Origin of the sequence: Massilia sp. UYP11, assembly GCF_050434805.1 — a bacterium.
In the GTDB taxonomy this organism is placed as follows: Bacteria; Pseudomonadota; Gammaproteobacteria; order Burkholderiales; family Burkholderiaceae_D; genus Telluria.
This window is the reverse complement of sequence record NZ_JBNDJE010000001.1, coordinates 193,568-214,828: the sequence shown is the minus strand read 5'-3', so window position 1 is coordinate 214,828 and position 21,261 is coordinate 193,568. Positions and strand designations below refer to the sequence as shown.

Here is a 21,261-nt window from a genome sequence, read left to right as displayed (position 1 = left end):
AAGGAGCTTAGAGGCTGTACGGACAGGCCGCCAATGAATCGTGGGGGCGACGTCATAACCGGCATATATGTACGCATCCGCAGGGCCGTTCAGGCAGCCTGGCCGAGGATGGCGCGACGGTAGACGCTCGCCAGCACGCGTTCCTCGTAGCGCGCCAGCGAGGAGTCGCGCCCGGGTTGGTCGGCCGGGTCGCGCGCGCTGCCGCCGGCCAGCACCACGATGCCGTTGCCGCCGCCGTTGCCGCCGCCGTGGCCGATCGTGCGGTCCATGGCGAAGATCGAGCGCAGGCCATAGGCGTCGCCCAGGTGGCCGACGGCGTCGAAGCCGGGCGTCAGCCACAGGCCGGGACGGTCGGGATAATGGGCGTTGCCCAGGCCGCGCGGGCTGAGGATGCTGCCCAGCGGGTTGCCGTTGCCGCCGACGCCGTCGTAGGCCCAGTGGCGGGCGAACATCCGCTCGATCGTCGCCGCCTGCAGCAGGCGCTTGCCGTCATGGACGCCGCCCGCCATCAGCATGCGCATGACGACGCCAAGATCACGCGCCGAGATGCGCAGGCCGCCGGTGGGACTGAACGGCGTGGCGTTCGTCCCCGGCACGTAGCTGGCCAGGCCAGGGGGCGGCTGGATGCCGGGGGCGTCCACCTGCGCGGCCCAGGGGCCGTCGGATTGCCAGGTGTCGCTGTCCGGCGCGCGCTTGCGGTAGATGGTCGCCAGCCTGTCCTGCGCCGCCTTCGGCAGTTCGGACGGGTTGTAGCCGGCCTGCAGGCCGAGCGGTTGCAGCAGCAGGCGCGTCATCAGGCGGTCGAAGCGTTCGCCCGTCACGCGCTCCATGATCGTGCCGACCAGGCCAAAGCCCAGGTTGCAATAGCTGTAGTAGGCGCCGGGGCCGGCGTGGCTAGAGCAGGCGGGCCGCACGTCCTTCAGCGCCGTCGTGGCCGGCCAGAAGTAGCCGGCGTCGTCGCGCAGCGACGAGGTATGCAGCAGCAGGTGGCGCAGGCTGATCGCCTGGCCGGCGAAATGGGGATTGCGCAGCTGGAAGCCGAGATAGCCCGAGACGTCGGCATCGAGGTCGACCCTGCCGTCTTCGAGCAAGCGCATCAGGCCGAGCGTGGTGACCAGCTTCGAGATCGAAGCGATGCGGTACAGCGTGTCGGGCGTGGCCGGGCGGTCGGGGAAGGCGCCGTTGCCGATGGTGCGGCGGCCGAATGCGCCTTCGTACACCGGCCGGCCCGCGCGCACGGCCACCACCGACAGGCTGGCGAGCGGAAAGGCGGGATCGTCGACGATGGCGGCCAGCTCGGCGTCGAGCGAGGCCGCGGCGCCGCCGGACGCCGGCGGCATCGCCGCGAACAGCGGTTCCATGGCGCCCAGCATGGCCATGCCGAGCAGGGATCGCCTGCCATGATTCATTTCATTCCCTTTTTTATCGTGTTTGCCGGATCAGCATACGGACAGCCCGAAACCCTTGCCTAATGAATAGCCGTGGGGAAGTCATAACTCTTTTGTATTGGTCTCAAGTGGTATGCTTCCACGGTATGAACATTCCCGGTCCCGGATTCCAGGTCAACCTGGACGACAATTCTCCTCTCTATATGCAGCTGGCGCGCAAGCTGGCGCAGGACGTGCGCGACGGCCGTTACCAGGCCGACCAGGCGCTGCCTTCCGAACGCATGCTGTCCGAACGGCTCGACGTCTCGCGCGTCACGGCGCGCAAGGCGATCGACCAGCTGGTCGAGCAGGGCCTCGTGGTGCGCCGTCGCGGCTCGGGCAACTATATTGCGCCGCGCATCGAGCAGCCGCTGTCGAATCTGTCGAGTTTTTCGGAACAGCTGCAGCAACGCGGCTATACCCCGCGCTCCGAGTGGCTGCGCCGCGAAGTGGTCCTGGCCGACGCCGACGAGCAGCTCTCGCTCGGCCTCTCGCCCGGCGCGCGGGTGGCGCGCCTGGAACGCCTGCGCCTGGCCGACGGCGTCGTGATGGCCTACGAGGTCAGCGTGATCCCGGCCACGGTGCTGCCGCTTCCCGGCGAAGTGGCCGCTTCGCTCTACGCCCACCTGGGCAAGACCGGCCACATGCCGGTGCGCGCGCTGCAGCACATCCGCGCCATGAACGCCGACGCCGGGCTGGCGGCGCGCCTGGACGTGCCGGAAGGCCGTGCGGTGCTGTTCATCACCCGCGTCGGCTACCTGGAGTCGGGCGAGCCGGTCGAGCTGACCCATTCTTATTGCCGCAGCGACCACTACGACTTCGTGGCCGAGCTGCGCAGGCCCGCGTAGACGCCTGCGTCGGGCCCACATAACCTCGCGGCATGACGCCGGCCGATCCTTTCATGGGATGGCTTGCCGAATTGGTATTACACTGGTTTCATCAAAAATCCATTTTCGAGACATGGCGATGCTCAATACCGAAACCCCTTCCCAGGCGCACGCCGCCCTCGACCAGTACCCGACCGCCGAACTGGTGAACGTCTTCGTCGACGACCAGTTCCAGGCCGTCGAGGCGGTGCGCAAGGCGGCGCCGCGCATCGCCGCCGCGGTCGCCGCCGCGCTGCCGCGCATGGAAGCGGGCGGACGCCTGATCTACGTCGGCGCCGGCACCTCGGGCCGCCTGGGGGTGCTCGATAGCGTCGAGCTGTACCCGACCTTCTCGTGGCCGCATGGACGCGCGGTGGCGCTGCTGGCCGGCGGGAGCGACGCGATGTTCGTCGCGGTCGAAGGCGCGGAAGACGATGCCGTGCAGGGCGGCGCCGACCTGGAGGGCGTGAACGTGGGACCGGACGACGTGGTGCTGGCGATCGCCGCATCGGGCGGCACGCCCTATGTGCTGGGCGCGATCCGGGCCGCGCGTGCGGTCGGCGCGCTGACGATCGGCTTCGCCAACAACCCGGACGCGCCGGTCACGCAGGAAGCCGAAATCGGCATCACCCTCGACACCGGCCCCGAAGTCGTCTCGGGCAGTACGCGCCTGAAGGCCGGCACCTCGCAAAAGATCGCGCTGAACACCTTTTCCAGCGCGCTGATGGTGCGTTTGAACAAGGTTTACGGCAACCTGATGGTAGACTTGAAGGCTACCAATGCCAAACTGGTTCGGCGTGCGATCCGCCTCACCAGCTTCGCCACCGGCGCCGACGAGGAGGCCGCGCGGGCGGTGCTGGAGCAATGCGGATTCCACGTCAAGACCGCCATCGTGGCCTTGTCCAAACAAACCAGTGTCGAGCAGGCGCAAGCGCTGCTGGAAGCGGCGCGCGGCAGCGTGCGCCAGGCGCTCGCCTGAGGGTTTCACCTCGGGCGCGCCATTCCCGCATCGTCGGCCCGCGCGGCACAAGAAAGAGACATGCAAAAACCGCAAGCGAACCGCCCATGGCTGTGGGTGCCGTCCCTGTACTTCGCCCAGGCCATCCCCTACGTCGTGGTGATGAACCTGACCGTCATCATGTACAAGGACATGGGGATCTCGAATTCCGACATCGCCTTCTACACCAGCCTGCTGTACCTGCCATGGGTGATCAAGCCGCTGTGGTCGCCCATCGTCGACATGTTCGGCACCAAGCGCCGCTGGACCGTGCTGTTGCAGGTCGTGGTCGGCGCTTCGCTGATCGCGGTCGGCACCGTCTTGCACACGCCCGCCTTCTTCGCCGTCAGCCTGGCCGTCATGTGGATCATGGCGTTCAGCTCGGCCACCCACGACATCTCGGCCGACGGCTTCTACATGCTGGGCTTGCGCCAGCAGCAGCAGGCGGCTTTCGTCGGCGTGCGCAGCACCTTCTATCGCCTGGCGACCCTGGTCGGCCAGGGTCCGCTGGTGGTGCTGGCCGGCTACCTGGCCGTGACCCTGGGTGACGTCAAGCAGGCCTGGGCGATCGTGTTCTACGTGCTCGCCGCGATCTTTTTCGCCGCGTTCGCCTGGCACCAGTTCGTGCTGCCGGTGCCGCCCGACGACAAGCCCGTCCCGACCAGCGATAACCCGCTGCGCGACTTCTTCGGCACCTTCGCCGCCTTCTTCAAAAAGCGCGACATCTGGATGATCGTCGCCTTCATCCTTACCTTCCGGCTGGGCGAGGCCCAGCTGCTCAAACTCGTGGCGCCGTTCCTCAAGGACCCGGTCAGCGCAGGCGGCCTGGGGCTCACCACCGCCGAATACGGCATCGCCTACGGCACGGTCGGTATCATCGCGCTGACCCTGGGCGGCCTGGCCGGCGGCTGGCTGATCTCGCGCCTGGGATTGAAGCGCTGCCTGTGGCTGATGGTGTTCGCGATCCACCTGCCGGACCTGGTGTTCGTCTATCTGTCGCAGACCCAGCCGACCGACCTGGTGACGGTGTCCGCCTTCCTGGCGCTCGAACAGTTCGGCTACGGCTTCGGCTTCACGGCCATGATGATGTACATGATCATGGTGGCCGACGGTCCCAACAAGACCGCGCACTACGCGATCTGCACCGGCCTGATGGCGCTGGGGATGATGGTGCCCGGCATGTGGAGCGGCGACCTGCAGGAATACCTGGGCTACAAGCATTTCTTCATCTGGACCTGCCTGGCCACGATCCCCGCCTTCATCGTGGCGGCGCTGGTGAAGATCGATCCCGAGTTCGGGAAAAAATAACGGACCATGAACGACGCACCGGTGCGCCTGACATCGCTCGACGCCTTTCGCGGCTTCACCATCGCCGCGATGGTGCTCGTGAATAATCCGGGCGACTGGGGCCACCTGCATGCGCAGCTCGCGCATGCGCCCTGGCATGGCTGGACGTTCACCGACACGATTTTTCCCTTCTTTTTGTTCATCGGCGGCGTGGCGATGGCGCTGTCGCTGGGCCGCCTGGCCGCCGCTGGCGCCGACAAGCCGCGGCTGCTGGTCAAGCTCGCCAAACGCGCAGCCCTGATCTTCCTGATCGGCTTGTTGCTCCACCTGATCCCGCGTTTCGACTGGGGCAGCGTGCGCATTCCCGGCGTGCTGCAGCGCATCGCCCTGTGCACGCTGCTGGCGGCGCCGCTGGTGGTCTACCTGGGCTGGCGCGGCCAGGCGCTTGCCATCTTCCTGCTGCTGGCGCTGTACAGCTTCCTGATGCTCGTCGTTCCGGTTCCCGGCATCGGCGCCGGCAGGCTCGAACCGGGGCAGGACTTCGGCGCCTGGGTCGACCGCGCGCTGATGGACGGCCACCTGTGGGCGCAGGCGACGACCTGGGATCCGGAAGGGCTGGTGTCCACGCTCCCGGCCGTGTGCAGCCTGCTGTTCGGCGTGCTGGCCGGCCGCCTGCTGCTTTCGGCGCTGCCGCGGGTCGAGCAGGTGGTGTGGCTGATGCTCTCTGGCTTGGCCTGCCTGGCGCTGGGCTCCACGCTCGACGCGGTCCTCATGCCGATCAATAAAGCCTGTGGACGGCATCGTTCTGCCTGTTGATGAGCGGCTGGGCGCTGCTCGCCTTCGGCGCCAGCTACTGGCTGCTGGACGCGGCGCCGTCAACGGCGCTGCGCGAGCGCATGACGCGCCTCTGCACGCCCTTCGTCATCTACGGCATGAACGCGCTGTTCATCTTCGCGCTCGCGGGCCTCATCGCCAAGATGCTCGGTTTTATCAAGCTCACCCAGCCGGACGGCAGCCAGCTCGCGCTCGGCCGCATGCTGTACGCGCCATTCGCCGCGCTGCCGCTGGACCCACGCAACACCTCATTACTGTACGCCATCGCTTTCAACGCCTGCATGTTCGCCATCGCCTGGTGGATGTGGCGCAAGCGCTGGTTCGTCAAAGTCTGAACGGATCACACAAGGAGCCACTTTGCTTCCCGACATGAAAAAACGCGCTTTCACGCTTGGCCTGGCGAGCGCCTTCGCCCTCGGCGGCCTGCTGGCCGGCTGCGGCACCCGGCCGCTTACCGGTACCGTGCCGGTCGCCGAAACCAGCGGCGGCGACGATCCGCCGGCGGCACCGCGCGAGCTGCGCGCCGCCTGGGTCTCGACCGTCGCCAATATCGACTGGCCCAGCAAACCCGGCCTGTCGTCCGCCAGGCAGCAGCAGGAAGCCATCGCCATCCTCGACCGCGCCAAGGCCCTGAACCTGAACGCGATCGTGCTGCAGGTGCGTCCTTCGGCCGACGCGATTTACCCGTCCAGGCTCGAGCCATGGACCGAGTACCTGAGCGGCGTCCAAGGCAAGGCGCCGATGCCGGCCTATGATCCGCTCAAGTTCTGGATCGACGCGGCGCATGCGCGCGGCCTCGAGCTGCACGCCTGGTTCAACCCCTACCGCGCGCGCTTGGACGCGGCGCGCTCGCAGTCGGCGCCCAACCACATCACCAACACCAATCCCGACATCGTCAAGCGCTACGGCAAGTTCATGTGGATGGACCCGGGCGAGCCGGCCGCCGTCAAGCAGACCATGGACGTGATCCTCGACGTGGTGCGCCGCTACGACATCGACGGCGTGCACATCGACGACTATTTCTATCCCTACCCGATCGAGACCACGCCGGCCGTGGCCGGCAATGCCGCCGCGCTGGACGGGCGCGCGGCCAAGGCCGAACTGGACTTTCCCGACGATCCGGCCTGGCAGCGCTACCTGAAGAGCGGCGGCGCCCTGGCGCGCCCCGACTGGCGCCGCGACAACGTCAACCGCCTGATCGAGGCCATGTACAAGGGCATCCACGCCGAGAAAAGCTGGGTGCGCTTTGGCATCAGTCCCTTCGGCATCGGCCGGCCCGACCGCCGTCCGCCCGGCATTGTCGGCTTCTCGCAGTACGACAAGCTGTATGCCGACGCCGAACTGTGGCTGCAGGAGGGCTGGCTCGACTACTTCGTGCCGCAGCTGTACTGGCCGATCAAGCCGCCGGGCCAGGCCTATGACGTGCTGCTGGACTACTGGATCGGCCAGAACCCGCTGGGCCGCCACATCTGGCCGGGCCTGTTCACCAGCCGCATCGGCGCGCCGACCCGCGACTACGAGCCGGAAGAAGTGCTGCAGCAGGTCAGCGTGACCCGTTCGCGTCCGCTGGCCACCGGCCACATCCACTTCAGCATGGTGGCCCTGATGCAGAACCGCAAGGGCATCGGCGACCAGCTGCGCGCGACCCGCTACACCGGCCAGGCGCTGGTGCCGGCCACGCCATGGCTGGGCAGCACGCGTCCCGGCACGCCCGCGATCAAGGCCGTTCGCGCCGCCCGCTCGGTCGACCTGAGCCTGAAGGCGGGCAAGGGCAATGCCCTGTATGCGATCTGGGCCCGCCACGGCAATGAATGGCGCTTCGCCGTGGCGCCGGCGGCGCGCACGACCTGGACGATTGCCGACGACGAGCGCCTTGGCCCGGCCGAGGTCGTCGTGGTGAGCGCGGTCGACCGCCTCGGCAACGAGGGCGAGCGCGTGCGTGTGTGGTCGAAGCCATAATGCGGGTAGCATCACGGTATGCCGACTGATCAAGACAATCCGCGTGGGGTTGGCCCCGGCCCTGGGCTGGGCATCGACGCCGGCGGCACCCAGACCCGCTGGGCGCTGGCCGCGCCCGGCGGCGCGATCCTGGCCGAGGGCACGGTCGAGGGTCTGTCCGCCCTGCAGATGGCCACGCCCCACGGCCGTGAAGCCGTGCGCGCCACCTTCGAGCGGCTGGCGGCGGCGGTGCTGCAGCATGCGCGCCCGGCGCGCGTGCAGGCCGGCCTGACCGGGTTCGGCGGCGACGGCGAATTGCTGCAGGGCTGGCTGGCCGCCTTGCTGGGCGTGGCACCTGGCGCGGTCGTGCTGTGCAACGACATCGAGATCGCCTACCGCGCCAGCTTCGCGCCCGGCGAAGGTTACCTGGTCTATGCCGGCACCGGCTCGATCGGGGCCTTCATCGACGAACACGGCGTGTTCCACCGCGCCGGCGGCCGCGGCGTGGTGCTGGACGATGGCGGCGGCGGCTTCTGGATCGCGCGCGAAGCGCTGCGCCAGATCTGGCGCAACGAAGACGAGCGTCCCGGCGGCTGGCGCGATTCGCCGATGGCGCATGCCGTGTTCGCGCACATCGGCGGATCGGACTGGGCCGAGTCGCGAACATTTATCTATCAGAGCGAGCGCGGAACCATCGGCAAGCTGGCGCTGGCCGTCGCCGCCAGCGCAGAGCACGATCCGGTAGCGCGCGCGATCCTGGTCGCGGCGGGCGGCGAACTGGCGCGCCTGGCATCGGCCCTGATCGCGCGCTTCGGCGCGCGTCCGGTGGCGCTCAGCGGGCGCGCCGCCGAACTGCATCCGCTGGTCGCCGGCGCCATGCGCGCGGCGCTGCCCCCGAATACCGCGTTCAGCCAGACCGGCCAGCGGGCCCACCACGCGGCTGCGCGCCTGGCGCTGGGTTGAACGACAAGAAACCACCAAGGAGAACAACATGAAATCGATCGCCGCCTTACTCGCCCTGACCGTGCTGGCGGGCTGCACCACCGTCCCGCGCTACGACACCACCTATACCGCCAAGGGCCAGTCGAGCCGGGCGCGCTTCCTGGTGCTGCATTACACGGTCGCCAACACGCCGAGCTCGATCAAGATCCTGACCGAGCAGCAGGTCAGCTCGCACTACCTGCTGACCGACGAGGCGACGCCGAAGATCTACCGCCTGGTCGACGAGAACCGCGCCGCCTGGCACGCCGGCAACTCGAGCTGGAAGAACTTCACTCAGCTCAACAACAGCTCGATCGGCATCGAGATCGTCAACGCCGGCTGGAAGGACACGCCGGCCGGGCGCGTGTATGCGCCGTTCCCGCAAGCGCAGGTGGACGCCCTGATTCCGCTGGTGAAGGACATCGTCCAGCGCCACGGCATCGCGCCCGAGAACGTGCTGGGCCACAGCGACATCGCGCCGCTGAGGAAGCAGGATCCGGGGCCGCAATTCCCGTGGCGGCGCCTGGCGCAAGAGGGCCTGGTGCTGTGGCCGGACGCCGTCCGCGTGGCGGCCGTGCGCCCGGCCTTCGACGCCCTGCTGCCCGACGTCGGCTGGTTCCAGCGCAAGCTGGCCATGCACGGCTTCGGTGTCAAGCAGAGCGGCGTGTACGACGAGGCCACCCGCACCACGCTGGCGGCGTTCCAGATGAAATACCGTCCGCTCGATATCGCGGGCAATCCGGACGCCGAAACGGCGACGCTGCTCGAAGTGTTGACCACGCCGGCCGGCACGCCGCCGCCGCCGATGCCGGTGATCCCGGCGATCCCGGCGATCCCGGCGATCCCGGCGCCGCCGCAGCCATGGCAGGCCGTGCCCGGCCAGCCGGCTGCGCCGCTCCCGCCTGCGGCACCTGCACCTGCACCGGCGCCTGCTCCGGCGCCTGTACCTGCACCTGCGCCGACGCCGGTGCCGCCATCGGCGCCGGCCCCGACCGCAGAGCCGCTGCCAGGCGCGCTGGAGAACGTGCCGCCGACCGCGCCGGTGCCTGCGCCAGTGCCCGCGACACCGCCAGTCAATATGCCATGACCACCGCCGTGACCATCGCCGGACGGCAAGTTTCACTGTATCCTTCGCCCATCCGCCCGGTGCGTAAGCAGGGTGGATTTTCTACTGAAGGATGAAGCAATGCGTCTGCGTCATATCGAGGTGTTCCACGCCATCATGCAAGTCGGCACCATCAGCGGCGCCGCCCAGGTGCTGCACATCTCCCAGCCGGCGGTGACCAAGGTATTGCAGCACGCCGAGCTGCAGCTGGGCATGCCGCTGTTCGAGCGCGTGCGCGGCAAGCTCTATCCGAAGCCGGAAGCGCACCGCCTGTTCGCAGAAACCGAGAAGCTCAACCGCGACCTGCAGGGCATCCGCCGCCTGGCCGCCAGCCTCAAGGGCCGCGCGGTCGAGACCGTGCGCCTGGTGTCGACGCCGACCATCGCGGTCAGCGTGCTGCCGGTGGGGATGACGGCCTGGCGCCGCGATTTCCCCGATACCCGTTGTGAACTTGCAACGCATCACACGAGCGAGATCGTCAATGCGCTGCGCCTGGGCGAAGCCGACCTCGCCCTGTCGCTGCAGGATCCGCGCCATCCCGGCATCGTGGCTGAGCCGATCGCCCATGGCCTGCTGACCGTGGTGGCGCCCGCCGGCACCTGGACCGAAGACGAATGCAGGAAGCCGCTCTCGGCCGAAGACCTGAGCGGCGAACTGATCGGCCTGGCCGACCGCGATCCGCTGGGCGAGATGGTCGTCGCCGCCTGCGAGGCGCAGGGCGTGCAGCCGGTGTTTCGCACCGTGGTGCAGACCTACCAGATCGCCCGCTCGCTGGTGGAGGCCGGCGCCGGCACCGCCATCCTCGATCCGTTTACCGCCGCTTCGGCGGCCCCGGCCAGGGTGCAGTGCCGCCAGTGGTCGCCGTCGATCCCGGTGCACCTGTACCTGCTCACCGCCAGCCATTCACCCCTGTCGCACGGGGCGCGCGAGCTGGCCAACTGTATCGGCGCCACCGCGCGCGCCTGTCTTGAAGATACCTGAATGAACCTGACCCTCGCCAGCGAAGACATCGCCGGCAGCCCGGAATTTCGCCACCTGGACAGCATCGCCGGCATCGATGTCGACCTGCGCTATGCCACGGCCAACAATTTCGTCGGACGCGACCTGTATTCGCCCCATGACTGCGCCTGGCTGCACGTCGAGGCGGCGGCCGCGCTGGAACGCGCGGTGGCCTGGCTGGCCGTGCATGCGCCCGGGCTGCGGCCGCTGGTGCTCGACGCCCTGCGTCCGCAGCGCGTGCAGCAGCAGTTGTGGGATGCGCTCGAGGGCACCGACCTGCGCCTGTATCTGGCCGATCCGGCGCGCGGCTCGATCCACTCGTATGGCATGGCGCTCGACATCACGCTGGTGGACGCCGACGGCGTCGAGCTGGACATGGGCACCGCCTTCGACGACATGACGGAGCTGTCGCATCCGGCGCTGGAAGAGGGCTTCGTGCTGGCCGGCCGGCTCACCGGGCACCAGCTGGCCAACCGCCGCCTGCTGCGCACGGCGATGCTGCAGGCCGGCTTCCTCGGCATCAAGACCGAGTGGTGGCACTTCGATTGCGGCGACCGCGACCTGGTGCGCGCCACCTTCCGCCGCGTCCTGTAGGGTCTACGCCAACTCCACCGACTCGACCCGGTTGCGGCCGTTGCGCTTGGCCACATACAGCTGCTTGTCGGCCGCCACGATCAGGTCGGGCAGGGTGACGCGCAGGTCGGCGCTGGAAAAATCGAAGGCGGCCACGCCGAAGCTGGCGCTGGTCGGCACCGGTTCGCTGTCGACCGTGAAGGTGCTGGCGGCGAAGGCGTCGCGCAGGCGGCCGGCCAGGGCGCTTGACCCCGCCAGTCCGGTCCCGGGCAGGATCAGCAGGAATTCCTCGCCGCCGTAGCGCACCACCGCATCGACGCCCTCGCGCGTCATCCGCTGCAGAAGCGTGGCGAAGTTCCGGATCACGTTGTCGCCCTGGTGGTGGCCGAAGGTGTCGTTGATGTGCTTGAAGTGATCGATATCGCACAGCACGACGGAGACCGGATGGCCGAAGCGCCGCGCCCGCGCCAGCTCGGGGCCCAGCAGGTGGTCGTGCAGGTAGTGGCGGTTGTAGCAGCCGGTGAGCTGGTCGCGCTCGGCGAGCCGCTTGAGCTGGTTCTGCAGGCGGAATTCCTCGCGCGCCACCCGGTTGAAGCGGCGCGCCGCCAGGATGCCGAAGGTATTGATCATCGCCAGCAGCATGCCCATGGTGAGCAGGTCGGCCACGGGCCGCGGCGGCAGCATGTAGTGCACCAGCGCCACGAAAACGATGATGCCGCCGCTCGCGATCGCGGTGGCGTAGGCCAGCCGGTTCGGGATGTACAGGTAGATCACGACCAGGATCACCACCATCGACAGCGCATGCCAGTGCACTTCGTTCGGACGCGCCAGCGCCACCACCATGAAGCAGCCCAGCGACAGGATTTCGGCGCTCGACGCGGCCAGCCGCGTGCCGCGCACCGACAGCGCACGGCGATAGGCCAGCCAGGCGCAGATGCCGCTACTGAGCGCCACGCCCAGGCGCGCCGGCAGGGTTTCCCTGAGCGCGGTGTAAAGGCCCAGCGCCGCGATATCGGTCAGGAAGAACAACTGGAAAAACACGACGTAGAACAGCAGCGTGAAGCCGAGGAGCGCTCGCGTGCGCGGCAACTGGCTGTTCAGGAATTCGGACTCGTCCGCGGCGCGCGCGAATTCTCCGGTCAGGGGATGGAATTTCATGGATGATCAGGACAGCCAAACTTGACAGTCGGCAGCGCGTCCTGCGGAGGCGGAAACCGGTGGCGCGGGACACGCGCCAGGCCGCTATTGTGTCAGCTTTTTCTATCGAAAACTAACAAATTATAGCAATTTGACAATTAATTTATTTCAAAAGCAACATTAACCTGTGCATTCCCGGTTCACGGCGCCGCGCCCGAGCGCGCCACCCAGTCCACCAGCGTGTCGAGCACGACGCGTCCGCGGCCATTGCCGCTCTGCTCGCTGTTGATCATCGCCACGAACACGCAAGGGATGCCGTTCGCGTCCGGCACGTAGCCGGCCAGCGCGGTGACGTTGCGCAGGGTGCCGGTCTTCAGGCGCGCGCGCCCGGCGGCGGGGCTGTCCTGCAGGCGACGGCGCATGGTGCCGTCGACCGCGCCGATCGGGATGCTGGACTGGAATTCCGGCGCCCAGGGACTGCGCAGCCCGGCCTGCAACAAGCGGGCCATCTGCTGCGCGCTGATGCGCTCGATGCGCGACAGGCCGGAGCCGTTGTCGATCACGAAGCCGGTGTCGTCGATCCCTTTTTCGCGCAGCCAGCCGCGCACGGCGGCGTCGGCGCGGGCAAAGGTCGATTCCTCGGCCAGCGGCAGCGCCAGGCTGCCCGCCACCGGGTCGTCCTGCAGGCTGCCCAGGCTCAGGAACAGGGTGCGCGCCAGGGCGTTGTCGGACGGCTTGTTGATGTCGCGCACCAGTTCCGGCAGCTGCCGCGACACATGGGCGGCGAGCAGGCGGGCGTCGAGCGGCGTCGCGCCGGTGATGGTGCGCCCGCTCAGCACGCCCCCCTGGTCGCTCCAGACCTGGCGCACCAGGCGGCTCACGTAATCGTCGCGATCGAGCACGTTGACGCCGTAGCTGCGGTTGCAGTTCCTGGGGAAGGTGCCGCGCAAGACCACCTTGATGCGGCCATCGGCCTGGCGCCGCGCCTCGGGCAGCTGCCAGCCGGCCTCCCAGCGGGCGCAGTCGGCGTCGACCAGGGTCATCTCGGAGGCCACCGAGACCCGCTCCAGCTCCGGATGCATGCGCAGCTGCAGGGCTGACGCGGTCGAACGCATGTCGAGCTGCAGCATGTTCTTGTTGACCAGCAGGGCGTCCGGGATCACGTTGTAATACGCTTCGGGCGACTCGTCAAAGGGCGGCAGGCCCACGTCCGGGCGGTCCGGCTGGAACAGGGTACGGTCGAGCACCAGGTCGCCCTCGATGCGCTCGATGCCCGCGTAGCGCAGCGCGCGCAGCATGTCGGCGATGTGTTCGCCAGATAAGTCGGCGTCGGCGCCGCCCTTCAGGTACAGGCTCCCGCGCAGCACGCCGTCCTCGACCTGGCCGGTGGTGCGCAGCTCGGTGCGGCCGCGGAAGGCGGGGCCCAGGCGTTCCAGGCCGACCAGGGTCGTCACCAGCTTCATGGTCGACGCCGGCTGCATCGGCAGGCCGGCCCGGTGTTCGAGCACGGCGGCGTCGCCGCGCAGCACCAGCACCCCGATCTCGTCCTGGCCGATGCCGTGTTGCTGCAGCGCCTGGGCCACCGGTTGCGGCAGCTGGGCGTGGGCGAACGAGATGCTCGTAAGGAGGGCGAGGGCGAGTGCGTAGCGTCGAAACATGCTGTTCCTGAATGAAGAAGACTTAGCCGAAGAAGAGATAGGCGACGAAGATGGCGCCGATGACGCCGGCCAGGTCGGCCAGCAGGCCGTAGCCGATCGCGTAGCGCGTCTTGCGGATGCCGACCGAGCCGAAATACAGGGCCACGATGTAGAAGGTGGTGTCGGCCGCGCCTTGCAGGATGCTGGCCAGGCGGCCGACGAAGGAATCGACGCCATAGGTGGTCATGGCGTCGATCATCATGGCGCGCGAGCCGCTGCCCGACAGCGGCTTCATGAGGGCCGTGGGCAGGGCGCCGACGAAGTCGGTCGGCAGGCCGAGTGCATTGAAGATCCAGGCGAAACCGCTCACGATCAGGCCCAGGATGCCCGAGTTGCGCACCACGCTGATGGCCACCAGCATGCCGACGAGATAAGGGATGATCTTGAGCGAAGTCTCGATGCCGCCCTTGGCGCCTTCGATGAAGGCGTCGAACACGTTGACCTTCTTGAGCAGGGCGCCGGTCATGAAGACGGCGATGACCGAGAACAGGATCAGGTTGGCGGCGACCACCGACACCAGCTCGATCTGGGACTTGTCCAGGAAATGGGTGAAGACGAAGACCAGGGCGCCGATCAGCGCGGTGCCGCCGCCGATCCATCCGAACACCACCGGGTCGAGCAGGTTGATGCGCTGGCGCAGGCTGACTGCGATGATGCCGGTCATGGTCGAGCAATAGGTGGCGATCAGGGTCGGGATGAAGATGTCGGCCGGATTGGCCGCGCCCAGGATCGCGCGCTGGGCCATGATGGCCAGCGGGATGACGGTCAGGCCCGAGGTCTGGATCACCAGGAACATGATCTGGGCGTCGCTGGCCTCGTCCTTCTTCGGATTGAGCGACTGCAGGCTTTCCATCGCCTTCAGGCCGAAGGGCGTGGCGGCATTGTCCAGGCCCAGCATATTGGCCGAGAAATTCATCACCATGTGGCCGTTGGCCGGGTGTTCCTTCGGCACGCCGGGGAAGATGCGCGAGAAGAAGGGGGCGATGACGCGCGCGAACACATTGATCGCCCCGGCTTTTTCGCCCACGTTCATGATCCCCAGCCAGAGCGTCATGACGCCCGCCAGCGGCAGCGCGATATCCATCACCGCCATCTTGGCCGAGGAAAAGGTGCCGTCGATGATGCGCTTGAAGACCTCGGTATCGCCGAGGAAGATCCATTGTCCCAATGCCGCGATGAAGCCGACGAGAAAGAAGCCTGTCCAGATGTAATTGAGTGCCATGTCATGTATCGCTGCTGGGTATCGCACGATTGTGCAGTGGACAGAGACTGAGGGCAAGCTGCATAGATGAAAGAATGCAGCCGCACCATGTACAAAAGTTATGAGCGTTGCCTCGGGGATGGGCGCCGGCCTATGATACGCAACGCCCAACACAAGCCGCCGTCATGACATTGCGCTACGCCGCCGCCCTCGTCTTCACCTTCACCTTCACCGCCTCCTGCTTCGGAGCGCAGGCGGCCGAGGCCCAGGCGCAGCCGCCCGCGCAAGCGCCGCAGAAAGTGCTGCGCATGTTCCTGTCCACCAGCGAAACAGGCCTCGATCCGGCGATGGCGTCCGACAACGCCACCCTGTCGCTGCTGGAAAACCTGTTCGATCCGCTGCTGCGCTACGACTACCTGGCGCGGCCGGCCAAGCTGCGGCCGAACACGGCGAGCGCGATGCCACAGGTCAGCGCCGACGGCCTGACGTATACCTTCCGCATCCGCCCCGGCATCTACTTCACGCCCGACCCGGCCTTCAAGGGCGTGAAACGCGAAGTCACCGCGGCCGACTATGTGTACAGCCTCGGGCGCCTGCGCGATCCGTCGCTCAGGTCGCCGTGGTCGTATCTGGTCGAAGGCAAGCAGCTGGAGGCAGTCGACCGCTACACGCTGCGCATCCGCCTTGCCGCGCCCGACAACAACTTCCTGTTCTACCTCGCCACCCCGGCCACCGGCGTGGTCGCGCGCGAGGTGATCGACGCCTATCCGGGCCAGGCCGGCAATCACCCGGTTGGCACCGGGCCCTTCATGGTCAAGGAGTGGAAGCGCAGCGACCGGATCGTCCTGCTGGCCAACCCGTATTCGACGGCCGTGTTCCATGCCACGCCGGGAGACGACCCGGAAGACCGGGCCATCGCCGCCGCCCTGGAGGGCAAGCGCCTGCCGCGGGTGGACCGGATCGACGTGAAGATCGCCGAAGAATTCCAGGGCCGCATGCTGGGCTTCCTGAATGGCGAATACGACTACCTGGAACAGATTCCCGAATCGATGACCGAGATGGTGGTGCGGGACGGCGCACTGAAACCCGAGCTGGCGGCGCGCGGCATCGTGTTGTCGCGTTTCCCGGTGCTGCAGACCTATTACATGTGGATGAACATGAACGACCCGGTGGTCGGCGGCTACGGCAAGGACAAGGTGGCGCTGCGGCGCGCGATCTCCATGTCGTACAACAGCGCGCAAGACATCGCGCTGCTCAAGAAGGGATTCGCGATCAAGGCCGAATCGCCGCTGCCGCCGAACGTGCTCGGCTACGATCCGGCCTATCGCAGCCCGGTGCCGTACGACCCGGCGCTGGCCAATGCGCTGCTGGACCGCTACGGCTACGACCAGCGCGACGCCGATGGATTCAGGCGCGCGCCCGGCGGCAAGCCATTGACGCTCACCATGCACAGCGAAGCCACGGTCGGCGGCCGCCTGCGCGACGAGTTGTGGAGAAAATGCCTGAACGCGATCGGCCTGCGCGTTGTGTTCAAGTCGGACAAGAAGACCGAGATCATCAAGGCTTCGCGCCTGGGCACGGTGCAGATGTTCGAGAGTAACTGGATCGCCGACTTTCCCGATGGCGACAATTTTTACCAGCTGCTGTACGGGCCCAATGCCGGCCGCGCCAACTACGCCCGTTTTAACTTGCCTGAATACAATGTGCGCTACGAAAGAGCGCGCCTGCTCAGCGATGGTGCGGAGCGCAACAAGCTGTATGTCGAGATGAACCAGCTCATCCACGCCTATAACCCGTGGGTGCCATTGACCCATGTGCTGTCCAGTGACCTGCGTCATCCGTGGCTGAAAAACTACAAACGGCATCCGGTTGAATTCACGACCTGGCGTTACCTCGATGTCGATGTTGCGCAAAGAGCACGCTCTGCCAGAGCTAAACGTTAGATTTCGTTAGTTTTTCCTAAACAAAATATTCCTGCTGGTTATACTGCCCTCCGGATAATTCATTGGCACCTGAGATTTTTGTCGGCGTACTCTGGATTCATAACATAACGTAATGCTAAGAGCGAAATAGCTATTGCGAAGAGAGCAGGCCAGGCGTTGCACCCCTGCGGTGCACCCGACTGGCCCAAGACCGCCACGGGAAACATTAGGAGAAACACGGTGAAATTAAAGGAACTGGCACGGTTGATGGCCCTGATGGGCGCGATTGCCCCGATCGCGGCGCAGGCGCAGGCGCAGGCGCAAAGCGACGCGTCGATACAGCGGGTGGAAATCACCGGTTCGAGCATCAAGCGCATCGCCAAGGAAGGTGCGCTGCCGGTCGAGATCATTTCGCGCAAGCAGCTCGAAGACCAGGGCATCGTGACGGCCGAGCAGCTGATCGCGACGCTGAACGTGAACGGCAACGGTTCCGACAACCTGGCGTCGAACGCCGACGTGACGTCCGGCGCCCAGCGCGGCAACAACGGCGCCTCGAGCGCCAACCTGCGCGGCCAGGGTTCCGATTCCACCCTGGTGCTGCTCAACGGCCGCCGCGTCGCGACCCACGGCATGAAAGGCTCGGCGGTCGACCTGAACTCGATCCCGATGGCGGCGGTCGAGCGCGTCGAAGTGCTGAAGGATGGCGCCTCGGCCGTGTATGGCACCGACGCGATCGGCGGCGTGATCAACTTCATCCTGCGCAAGAACTACGAGGGCCTGGAAGCCCAGGCCTTCACCGATGTCGCCGAAGCGAGCGGCGGCGAGATCGGCCGCGCCTCCATCACCGGCGGCTGGGGCGACCTGGATACCCAGGGCTGGAATGTGCTGGTGACGGCCGCGCACAGCGAGAACAAGGCGCTGCGCGGCGACCAGCGCGACTTCGTGAACACCTTCCAGCCGAACCGCGGCGTGTCGGTCGATACGCGCGGCGCGCCGAGCGCCAACGTGTTCGCTACTACCCTGGCGCCGACCCTGCTGTCGCGCACCGGCACTGGCCCGACCATTCCGGGCGGCGGCACCGTGGCCTACAATGGGATCAGCCTGCTCGACCTGCCGGGCGGCCCGGGCTGCGACAGCATCGACGGCATGGGCGCCTACGACGAGAAGCTGTGGGATTCGCCCGGCTCGGCCTATGGCTGCGCCTGGGATACCGGCCGCGCCGCCGTGCTGCAGCAGCCGGTCAAGAATACCAATGCGCTGGCGCGCGCCACCTTCCGCATGGGCGAGCACGAGTTCTTCGCCGAAGGCGTGGCTTCGCGCGTCGAAGTGGCCAAGCGCTTCTCGCCGAACCAGGTTTCTCCTTCCGCCTCGACCTTCGGCCCGGCCTCGTTCTATCCGAGCACCGGCGCCGCCTACGACGGCGTGTACAACGCGCTGGTCAAGGTCTTCCCGAGCATCTCGGCCAACTACGGCCTGCCGATCGCCTACCGCTGGCGCTGCATGGAATGCGGCAACCGCGAGATCGAGACCGAAACCAAGGCCGGCCGCATGCTGGTCGGCGCCGACGGCCCGGTGAACCTGTTCGGCAAGCGCTACGACTACCGTGTCGGCCTGTCGCGCGCCTATAGCGAATCCGAATCGACGCTGGGCACCGGCTTCAACTACACCCGCGCACTGGCCGACGTGCTCGGTTCGGGCATCGTGAATCCCTTCCTGCTGCCGGGCCAGAGCCAGAGCCAGGAAGCGATCGACGCGATCCGCGCCACCTCGGCCGCGGGCGTGGTGATGTATGGCGGCAAGCAGACCCTGACCCAGTTCGACGCCGCGATCTCGGGCGAGCTGTTCAACCTGCCGGCTGGCCCGGTCATGGCTGCGGTGGGCACCGACCTGCGTCGTGAAGAGTACGAATTCAATGGCGACCGCCGCGCCGCCAATGCGCGCCCGGCGATCCTGAACGCGCCGTTCGACGACGTCAATGCGCTCGACCAGGTCAAGCGCGACATCAAGGCGGTCTACGCCGAGGTGCTGGTGCCGGTGACCCAGGCGCTGGAACTGACCTTCGCCATCCGCCGCGACGATTACACGGGCTTTGGCGCCACCACCAATCCCAAGGTGTCGTTCCGCTACCAGCCGATCCCGCAACTGATGTTCCGCGGCTCGTACAACGAAGGCTTCCGCGCGCCGTCGTTCAACCAGCTGTTCAACGGCATCACCGAGTCGTCGTACGCGGGCAAGGACCTGGTCGACCCGGCTACCTGCTCGATCGGCCGCGTCGATACCACCGTGCCGGGCTGCGACGCGGTCAACCCGATCACCCTGACCGGCGGCAAGGATACGCTGGGACCGGAAACGGCCAAGCAGGCCAGCCTAGGCGTCGTGTTCGAGCCGACCAACTACTTCTCGGCCAACGCCGACCTGTGGGAGATCCGCAAGGAAAACACGATCGACTCGTTCAATGTGGCGACCATGGTCGCGAACTACAACCTGTTCCAGGACCAGTTCTTCCGCGACCCGGCCGGCAACCTGGTGGCGATCGACCAGCGCTGGCTCAATGCCGGCGAGCGCATCACCCGCGGCGTCGAAGTCGGCGCCCGCCTGAACGGCAAGCTCGGCACCGGCGCGGTGTGGAGCGTGGGCCTGGACGGTTCGCGCCTGCTCGAGAAGAAATCGCGCGCCACCCGCAACGCCGAATTCGGCGAGAGCGAAGTGGGCCGCTTCCTGTTCACCGGCGACCTGGGCTTGAAGTGGAAGCACAGCGCGTATGCCACCTACAGGCACGGCAACTGGAGCGGCATGCTGCAGAACATCTACCGTTCGGGCTATGACGACCAGGTGCTGCCGGGCGTGGCCAGCGGCCGCGTCGTGCCGTCGAACTACCAGCGCAAGGTCGACGACTACTCGATCTTCAACCTGACGGTGAACTACACGGGCTTCCAGAACCTGACCCTGACCGGCGGCATCAAGAACCTGCTGGACGAGGATCCGCCGTTCGCGATCACCTACGACAGCAATACCGGCGCCGGCAGCACCTGGGAACCGCGCGTGGCCGATCCGCGTGGCCGCTCGTTCACCCTGATGGCGACCTACAAGTTCTTCTGATTGCTCTACACTGATGGCCCGCGCCGGGGAGGTGGTCGACCTCCCGGCGCGGGCCGTTTTTCTTTTGGAGCGTTGCCTCACGCATGAAGATCAGCCGCCGCAGCTTCGGCGCCGTTGCCGCCGCCTTGTCCCTTGCCTTGCCCGGCGTTGCCCCGGCGCGCACGCCTTCCTCGCGTCCCATGAAAAAACTCATCAAGCCGCCACGCCTGCAGCGCGGCGACGTCGTCGGACTGATCGCGCCCGGCGGCTACACCAACGAGCGCGCCATCGAGAAGGCGGTGCGCAATATCGAAGCGCTGGGCTTTCGCGTCAAGCAGGGCGCCTACCTGCGCGAAGTGTTCGGCAACTACGCAGGCTCGGTCCAGCAGCGCCTGGCCGACCTGCATGCGATGTTCCTCGACCCCGAGGTCAAGGCGATCTGGCCGATCCGCGGCGGCTCGGGCTGCATCTCGCTGGTATCGAGCCTGGATGTCGACCTCATTCGCCGCAACCCCAAGGTCTTGATCGGTTACTCCGACATCACGGCGCTGCACCTGGCGATATTCAAGCAGACCGGCCTGGTGACCTTCCACGGCCCGGTGGCGTCGTCGACGATGACGCCGTATTCGACCGAGCACATGATGGCGGTGCTCACCGATCCGCAGGCCAGCTACACGATCCCGATGTCGCGGGAGAACGCCGAGCGCGCGCTGAGCGAACCGCACTTCGGCGTCCACACCTTCACCCACGGCGTGGCCACCGGTCCGCTCATGGGCGGCAACCTGTCGCTGGTGGCGGCGCTGGCCGGCACGCCGTACGCGGCCGACATCGCGGGCAGCATCCTGTTCCTGGAAGAGGTGAACGAAGCGCCGTACCGGATCGACCGCTGGATGACCCAGCTCGACCTGGCGGGCGGCTTCAGGAATGCGGCGGCGCTGGTGGTCGGCATCTGCGAGAACTGCGGGCCGGAGCACGAAGACATCTCGCTCACGCTGGAGCGCACGCTGGGCCTGCACCTGCATCCGTTGACCATCCCCGCGGTGTCAGGCTACTCGATCGGGCATATCCGCAACCAGTTCACCCTGCCGATGGGGATCCAGGCGCGGATCGATACCCGGGCGCAGACGATCACGTTGCTGGAGGCTGCTGTATCGTAGGGTCGGCGGCTGCGCCGCCGACGCGTTGATGGTTGGCAGCGAGATCATCCGGCGCGATATCG

At 67.1% G+C, this 21,261-nt stretch carries 17 protein-coding genes; 13 read left to right on the top strand and 4 right to left on the bottom strand.

All coding sequences use genetic code 11. The features are described from left to right. Window positions 1–89: 89 nt before the first annotated feature. Window positions 90–1,409, bottom strand: a complete 1,320-nt coding sequence (locus tag ABIB38_RS00915; protein ID WP_429200945.1) for a serine hydrolase domain-containing protein — start codon at window positions 1,407–1,409, stop codon at window positions 90–92. 125 nt (window positions 1,410–1,534) lie between these two features. Between ABIB38_RS00915 and ABIB38_RS00910 the strand changes: the two genes are divergently transcribed. The 10 genes from ABIB38_RS00910 to ABIB38_RS00865 all read left to right on the top strand — a co-directional run bounded on the left by ABIB38_RS00910 (window position 1,535) and on the right by ABIB38_RS00865 (window position 11,028). After that, a complete protein-coding gene (locus ABIB38_RS00910; RefSeq protein WP_429200943.1) occupies window positions 1,535–2,275 on the top strand; it encodes a GntR family transcriptional regulator in 741 nt (246 codons plus the stop codon). Window positions 2,276–2,387: 112 nt separating this feature from the next. After that, window positions 2,388–3,272, top strand: coding sequence for an N-acetylmuramic acid 6-phosphate etherase (gene murQ / locus ABIB38_RS00905; protein ID WP_429200941.1), 885 nt, complete (start codon window positions 2,388–2,390; stop codon window positions 3,270–3,272). Between the two features lie 60 nt (window positions 3,273–3,332). After that, window positions 3,333–4,598, top strand: a complete 1,266-nt coding sequence (locus ABIB38_RS00900) for an MFS transporter (protein ID WP_429200939.1) — start codon at window positions 3,333–3,335, stop codon at window positions 4,596–4,598. A gap of 6 nt (window positions 4,599–4,604) precedes the next feature. Then, on the top strand, window positions 4,605–5,393 hold the full coding sequence (locus ABIB38_RS00895) for an acyltransferase family protein (protein ID WP_429200938.1): 789 nt from the start codon (window positions 4,605–4,607) through the stop codon (window positions 5,391–5,393). Then, window positions 5,393–5,746 (top strand): hypothetical protein, encoded by a 354-nt coding sequence (locus ABIB38_RS00890; RefSeq protein WP_429200936.1) that lies wholly within the window; start codon window positions 5,393–5,395, stop codon window positions 5,744–5,746. The genes ABIB38_RS00895 and ABIB38_RS00890 overlap by 1 nt, the downstream gene beginning before the upstream one ends. Window positions 5,747–5,780: 34 nt before the next feature. Further along, a complete protein-coding gene (locus tag ABIB38_RS00885; RefSeq protein ID WP_429200934.1) occupies window positions 5,781–7,370 on the top strand; it encodes a glycoside hydrolase family 10 protein in 1,590 nt (529 codons plus the stop codon). An 18-nt stretch (window positions 7,371–7,388) separates the two neighbouring features. Beyond that, complete coding sequence (locus tag ABIB38_RS00880; protein ID WP_429200932.1) at window positions 7,389–8,312, top strand: N-acetylglucosamine kinase; 924 nt, start codon at window positions 7,389–7,391, stop codon at window positions 8,310–8,312. Between the two features lie 28 nt (window positions 8,313–8,340). Then, window positions 8,341–9,417 carry an N-acetylmuramoyl-L-alanine amidase gene (locus ABIB38_RS00875; RefSeq protein ID WP_429200931.1) on the top strand — a complete coding sequence of 359 codons (1,077 nt, stop codon included), beginning with the start codon at window positions 8,341–8,343 and terminating at the stop codon, window positions 9,415–9,417. Between the two features lie 99 nt (window positions 9,418–9,516). Further along, window positions 9,517–10,416 carry a LysR family transcriptional regulator gene (locus ABIB38_RS00870; protein WP_429200929.1) on the top strand — a complete coding sequence of 300 codons (900 nt, stop codon included), beginning with the start codon at window positions 9,517–9,519 and terminating at the stop codon, window positions 10,414–10,416. Continuing rightward, window positions 10,417–11,028 carry a M15 family metallopeptidase gene (locus ABIB38_RS00865; RefSeq protein ID WP_429200928.1) on the top strand — a complete coding sequence of 204 codons (612 nt, stop codon included), beginning with the start codon at window positions 10,417–10,419 and terminating at the stop codon, window positions 11,026–11,028. Window positions 11,029–11,031: 3 nt separating this feature from the next. On the opposite strand, the gene ABIB38_RS00860 is transcribed toward ABIB38_RS00865, so the two are convergent. The 3 genes from ABIB38_RS00860 to ABIB38_RS00850 all read right to left on the bottom strand — a co-directional run bounded on the left by ABIB38_RS00860 (window position 11,032) and on the right by ABIB38_RS00850 (window position 15,063). After that, window positions 11,032–12,165, bottom strand: coding sequence for a GGDEF domain-containing protein (locus ABIB38_RS00860; protein ID WP_429200927.1), 1,134 nt, complete (start codon window positions 12,163–12,165; stop codon window positions 11,032–11,034). A 179-nt stretch (window positions 12,166–12,344) separates the two neighbouring features. Beyond that, a complete protein-coding gene (gene dacB / locus ABIB38_RS00855; protein WP_429200925.1) occupies window positions 12,345–13,802 on the bottom strand; it encodes a D-alanyl-D-alanine carboxypeptidase/D-alanyl-D-alanine endopeptidase in 1,458 nt (485 codons plus the stop codon). Between the two features lie 22 nt (window positions 13,803–13,824). Then, window positions 13,825–15,063, bottom strand: coding sequence for a nucleoside recognition domain-containing protein (locus ABIB38_RS00850; protein WP_429200923.1), 1,239 nt, complete (start codon window positions 15,061–15,063; stop codon window positions 13,825–13,827). A gap of 164 nt (window positions 15,064–15,227) precedes the next feature. On the opposite strand from ABIB38_RS00850, the gene ABIB38_RS00845 reads away from it, so the two are divergent. The 3 genes from ABIB38_RS00845 to ABIB38_RS00835 all read left to right on the top strand — a co-directional run bounded on the left by ABIB38_RS00845 (window position 15,228) and on the right by ABIB38_RS00835 (window position 21,199). Then, a complete protein-coding gene (locus ABIB38_RS00845; protein ID WP_429200921.1) occupies window positions 15,228–16,985 on the top strand; it encodes an ABC transporter substrate-binding protein in 1,758 nt (585 codons plus the stop codon). A 219-nt stretch (window positions 16,986–17,204) separates the two neighbouring features. Further along, a complete protein-coding gene (locus ABIB38_RS00840; protein WP_429200919.1) occupies window positions 17,205–20,063 on the top strand; it encodes a TonB-dependent receptor domain-containing protein in 2,859 nt (952 codons plus the stop codon). 83 nt (window positions 20,064–20,146) lie between these two features. Further along, window positions 20,147–21,199, top strand: a complete 1,053-nt coding sequence (locus ABIB38_RS00835; protein ID WP_429200918.1) for a S66 peptidase family protein — start codon at window positions 20,147–20,149, stop codon at window positions 21,197–21,199. The last annotated feature ends 62 nt before the right edge of the window (window positions 21,200–21,261 follow it).

Coding starts and splice junctions, on each gene's coding strand:
- ABIB38_RS00915 (WP_429200945.1), bottom strand. CDS start 1,409: ATGAATCATGGCAGGCGATCCCTGCTCGGCATGGCCATGCTGGGCGCC.
- ABIB38_RS00910 (WP_429200943.1), top strand. CDS start 1,535: ATGAACATTCCCGGTCCCGGATTCCAGGTCAACCTGGACGACAATTCT.
- murQ (WP_429200941.1), top strand. CDS start 2,388: ATGGCGATGCTCAATACCGAAACCCCTTCCCAGGCGCACGCCGCCCTC.
- ABIB38_RS00900 (WP_429200939.1), top strand. CDS start 3,333: ATGCAAAAACCGCAAGCGAACCGCCCATGGCTGTGGGTGCCGTCCCTG.
- ABIB38_RS00895 (WP_429200938.1), top strand. CDS start 4,605: ATGAACGACGCACCGGTGCGCCTGACATCGCTCGACGCCTTTCGCGGC.
- ABIB38_RS00890 (WP_429200936.1), top strand. CDS start 5,393: ATGAGCGGCTGGGCGCTGCTCGCCTTCGGCGCCAGCTACTGGCTGCTG.
- ABIB38_RS00885 (WP_429200934.1), top strand. CDS start 5,781: ATGAAAAAACGCGCTTTCACGCTTGGCCTGGCGAGCGCCTTCGCCCTC.
- ABIB38_RS00880 (WP_429200932.1), top strand. CDS start 7,389: ATGCCGACTGATCAAGACAATCCGCGTGGGGTTGGCCCCGGCCCTGGG.
- ABIB38_RS00875 (WP_429200931.1), top strand. CDS start 8,341: ATGAAATCGATCGCCGCCTTACTCGCCCTGACCGTGCTGGCGGGCTGC.
- ABIB38_RS00870 (WP_429200929.1), top strand. CDS start 9,517: ATGCGTCTGCGTCATATCGAGGTGTTCCACGCCATCATGCAAGTCGGC.
- ABIB38_RS00865 (WP_429200928.1), top strand. CDS start 10,417: ATGAACCTGACCCTCGCCAGCGAAGACATCGCCGGCAGCCCGGAATTT.
- ABIB38_RS00860 (WP_429200927.1), bottom strand. CDS start 12,165: ATGAAATTCCATCCCCTGACCGGAGAATTCGCGCGCGCCGCGGACGAG.
- dacB (WP_429200925.1), bottom strand. CDS start 13,802: ATGTTTCGACGCTACGCACTCGCCCTCGCCCTCCTTACGAGCATCTCG.
- ABIB38_RS00850 (WP_429200923.1), bottom strand. CDS start 15,063: ATGGCACTCAATTACATCTGGACAGGCTTCTTTCTCGTCGGCTTCATC.
- ABIB38_RS00845 (WP_429200921.1), top strand. CDS start 15,228: ATGACATTGCGCTACGCCGCCGCCCTCGTCTTCACCTTCACCTTCACC.
- ABIB38_RS00835 (WP_429200918.1), top strand. CDS start 20,147: ATGAAGATCAGCCGCCGCAGCTTCGGCGCCGTTGCCGCCGCCTTGTCC.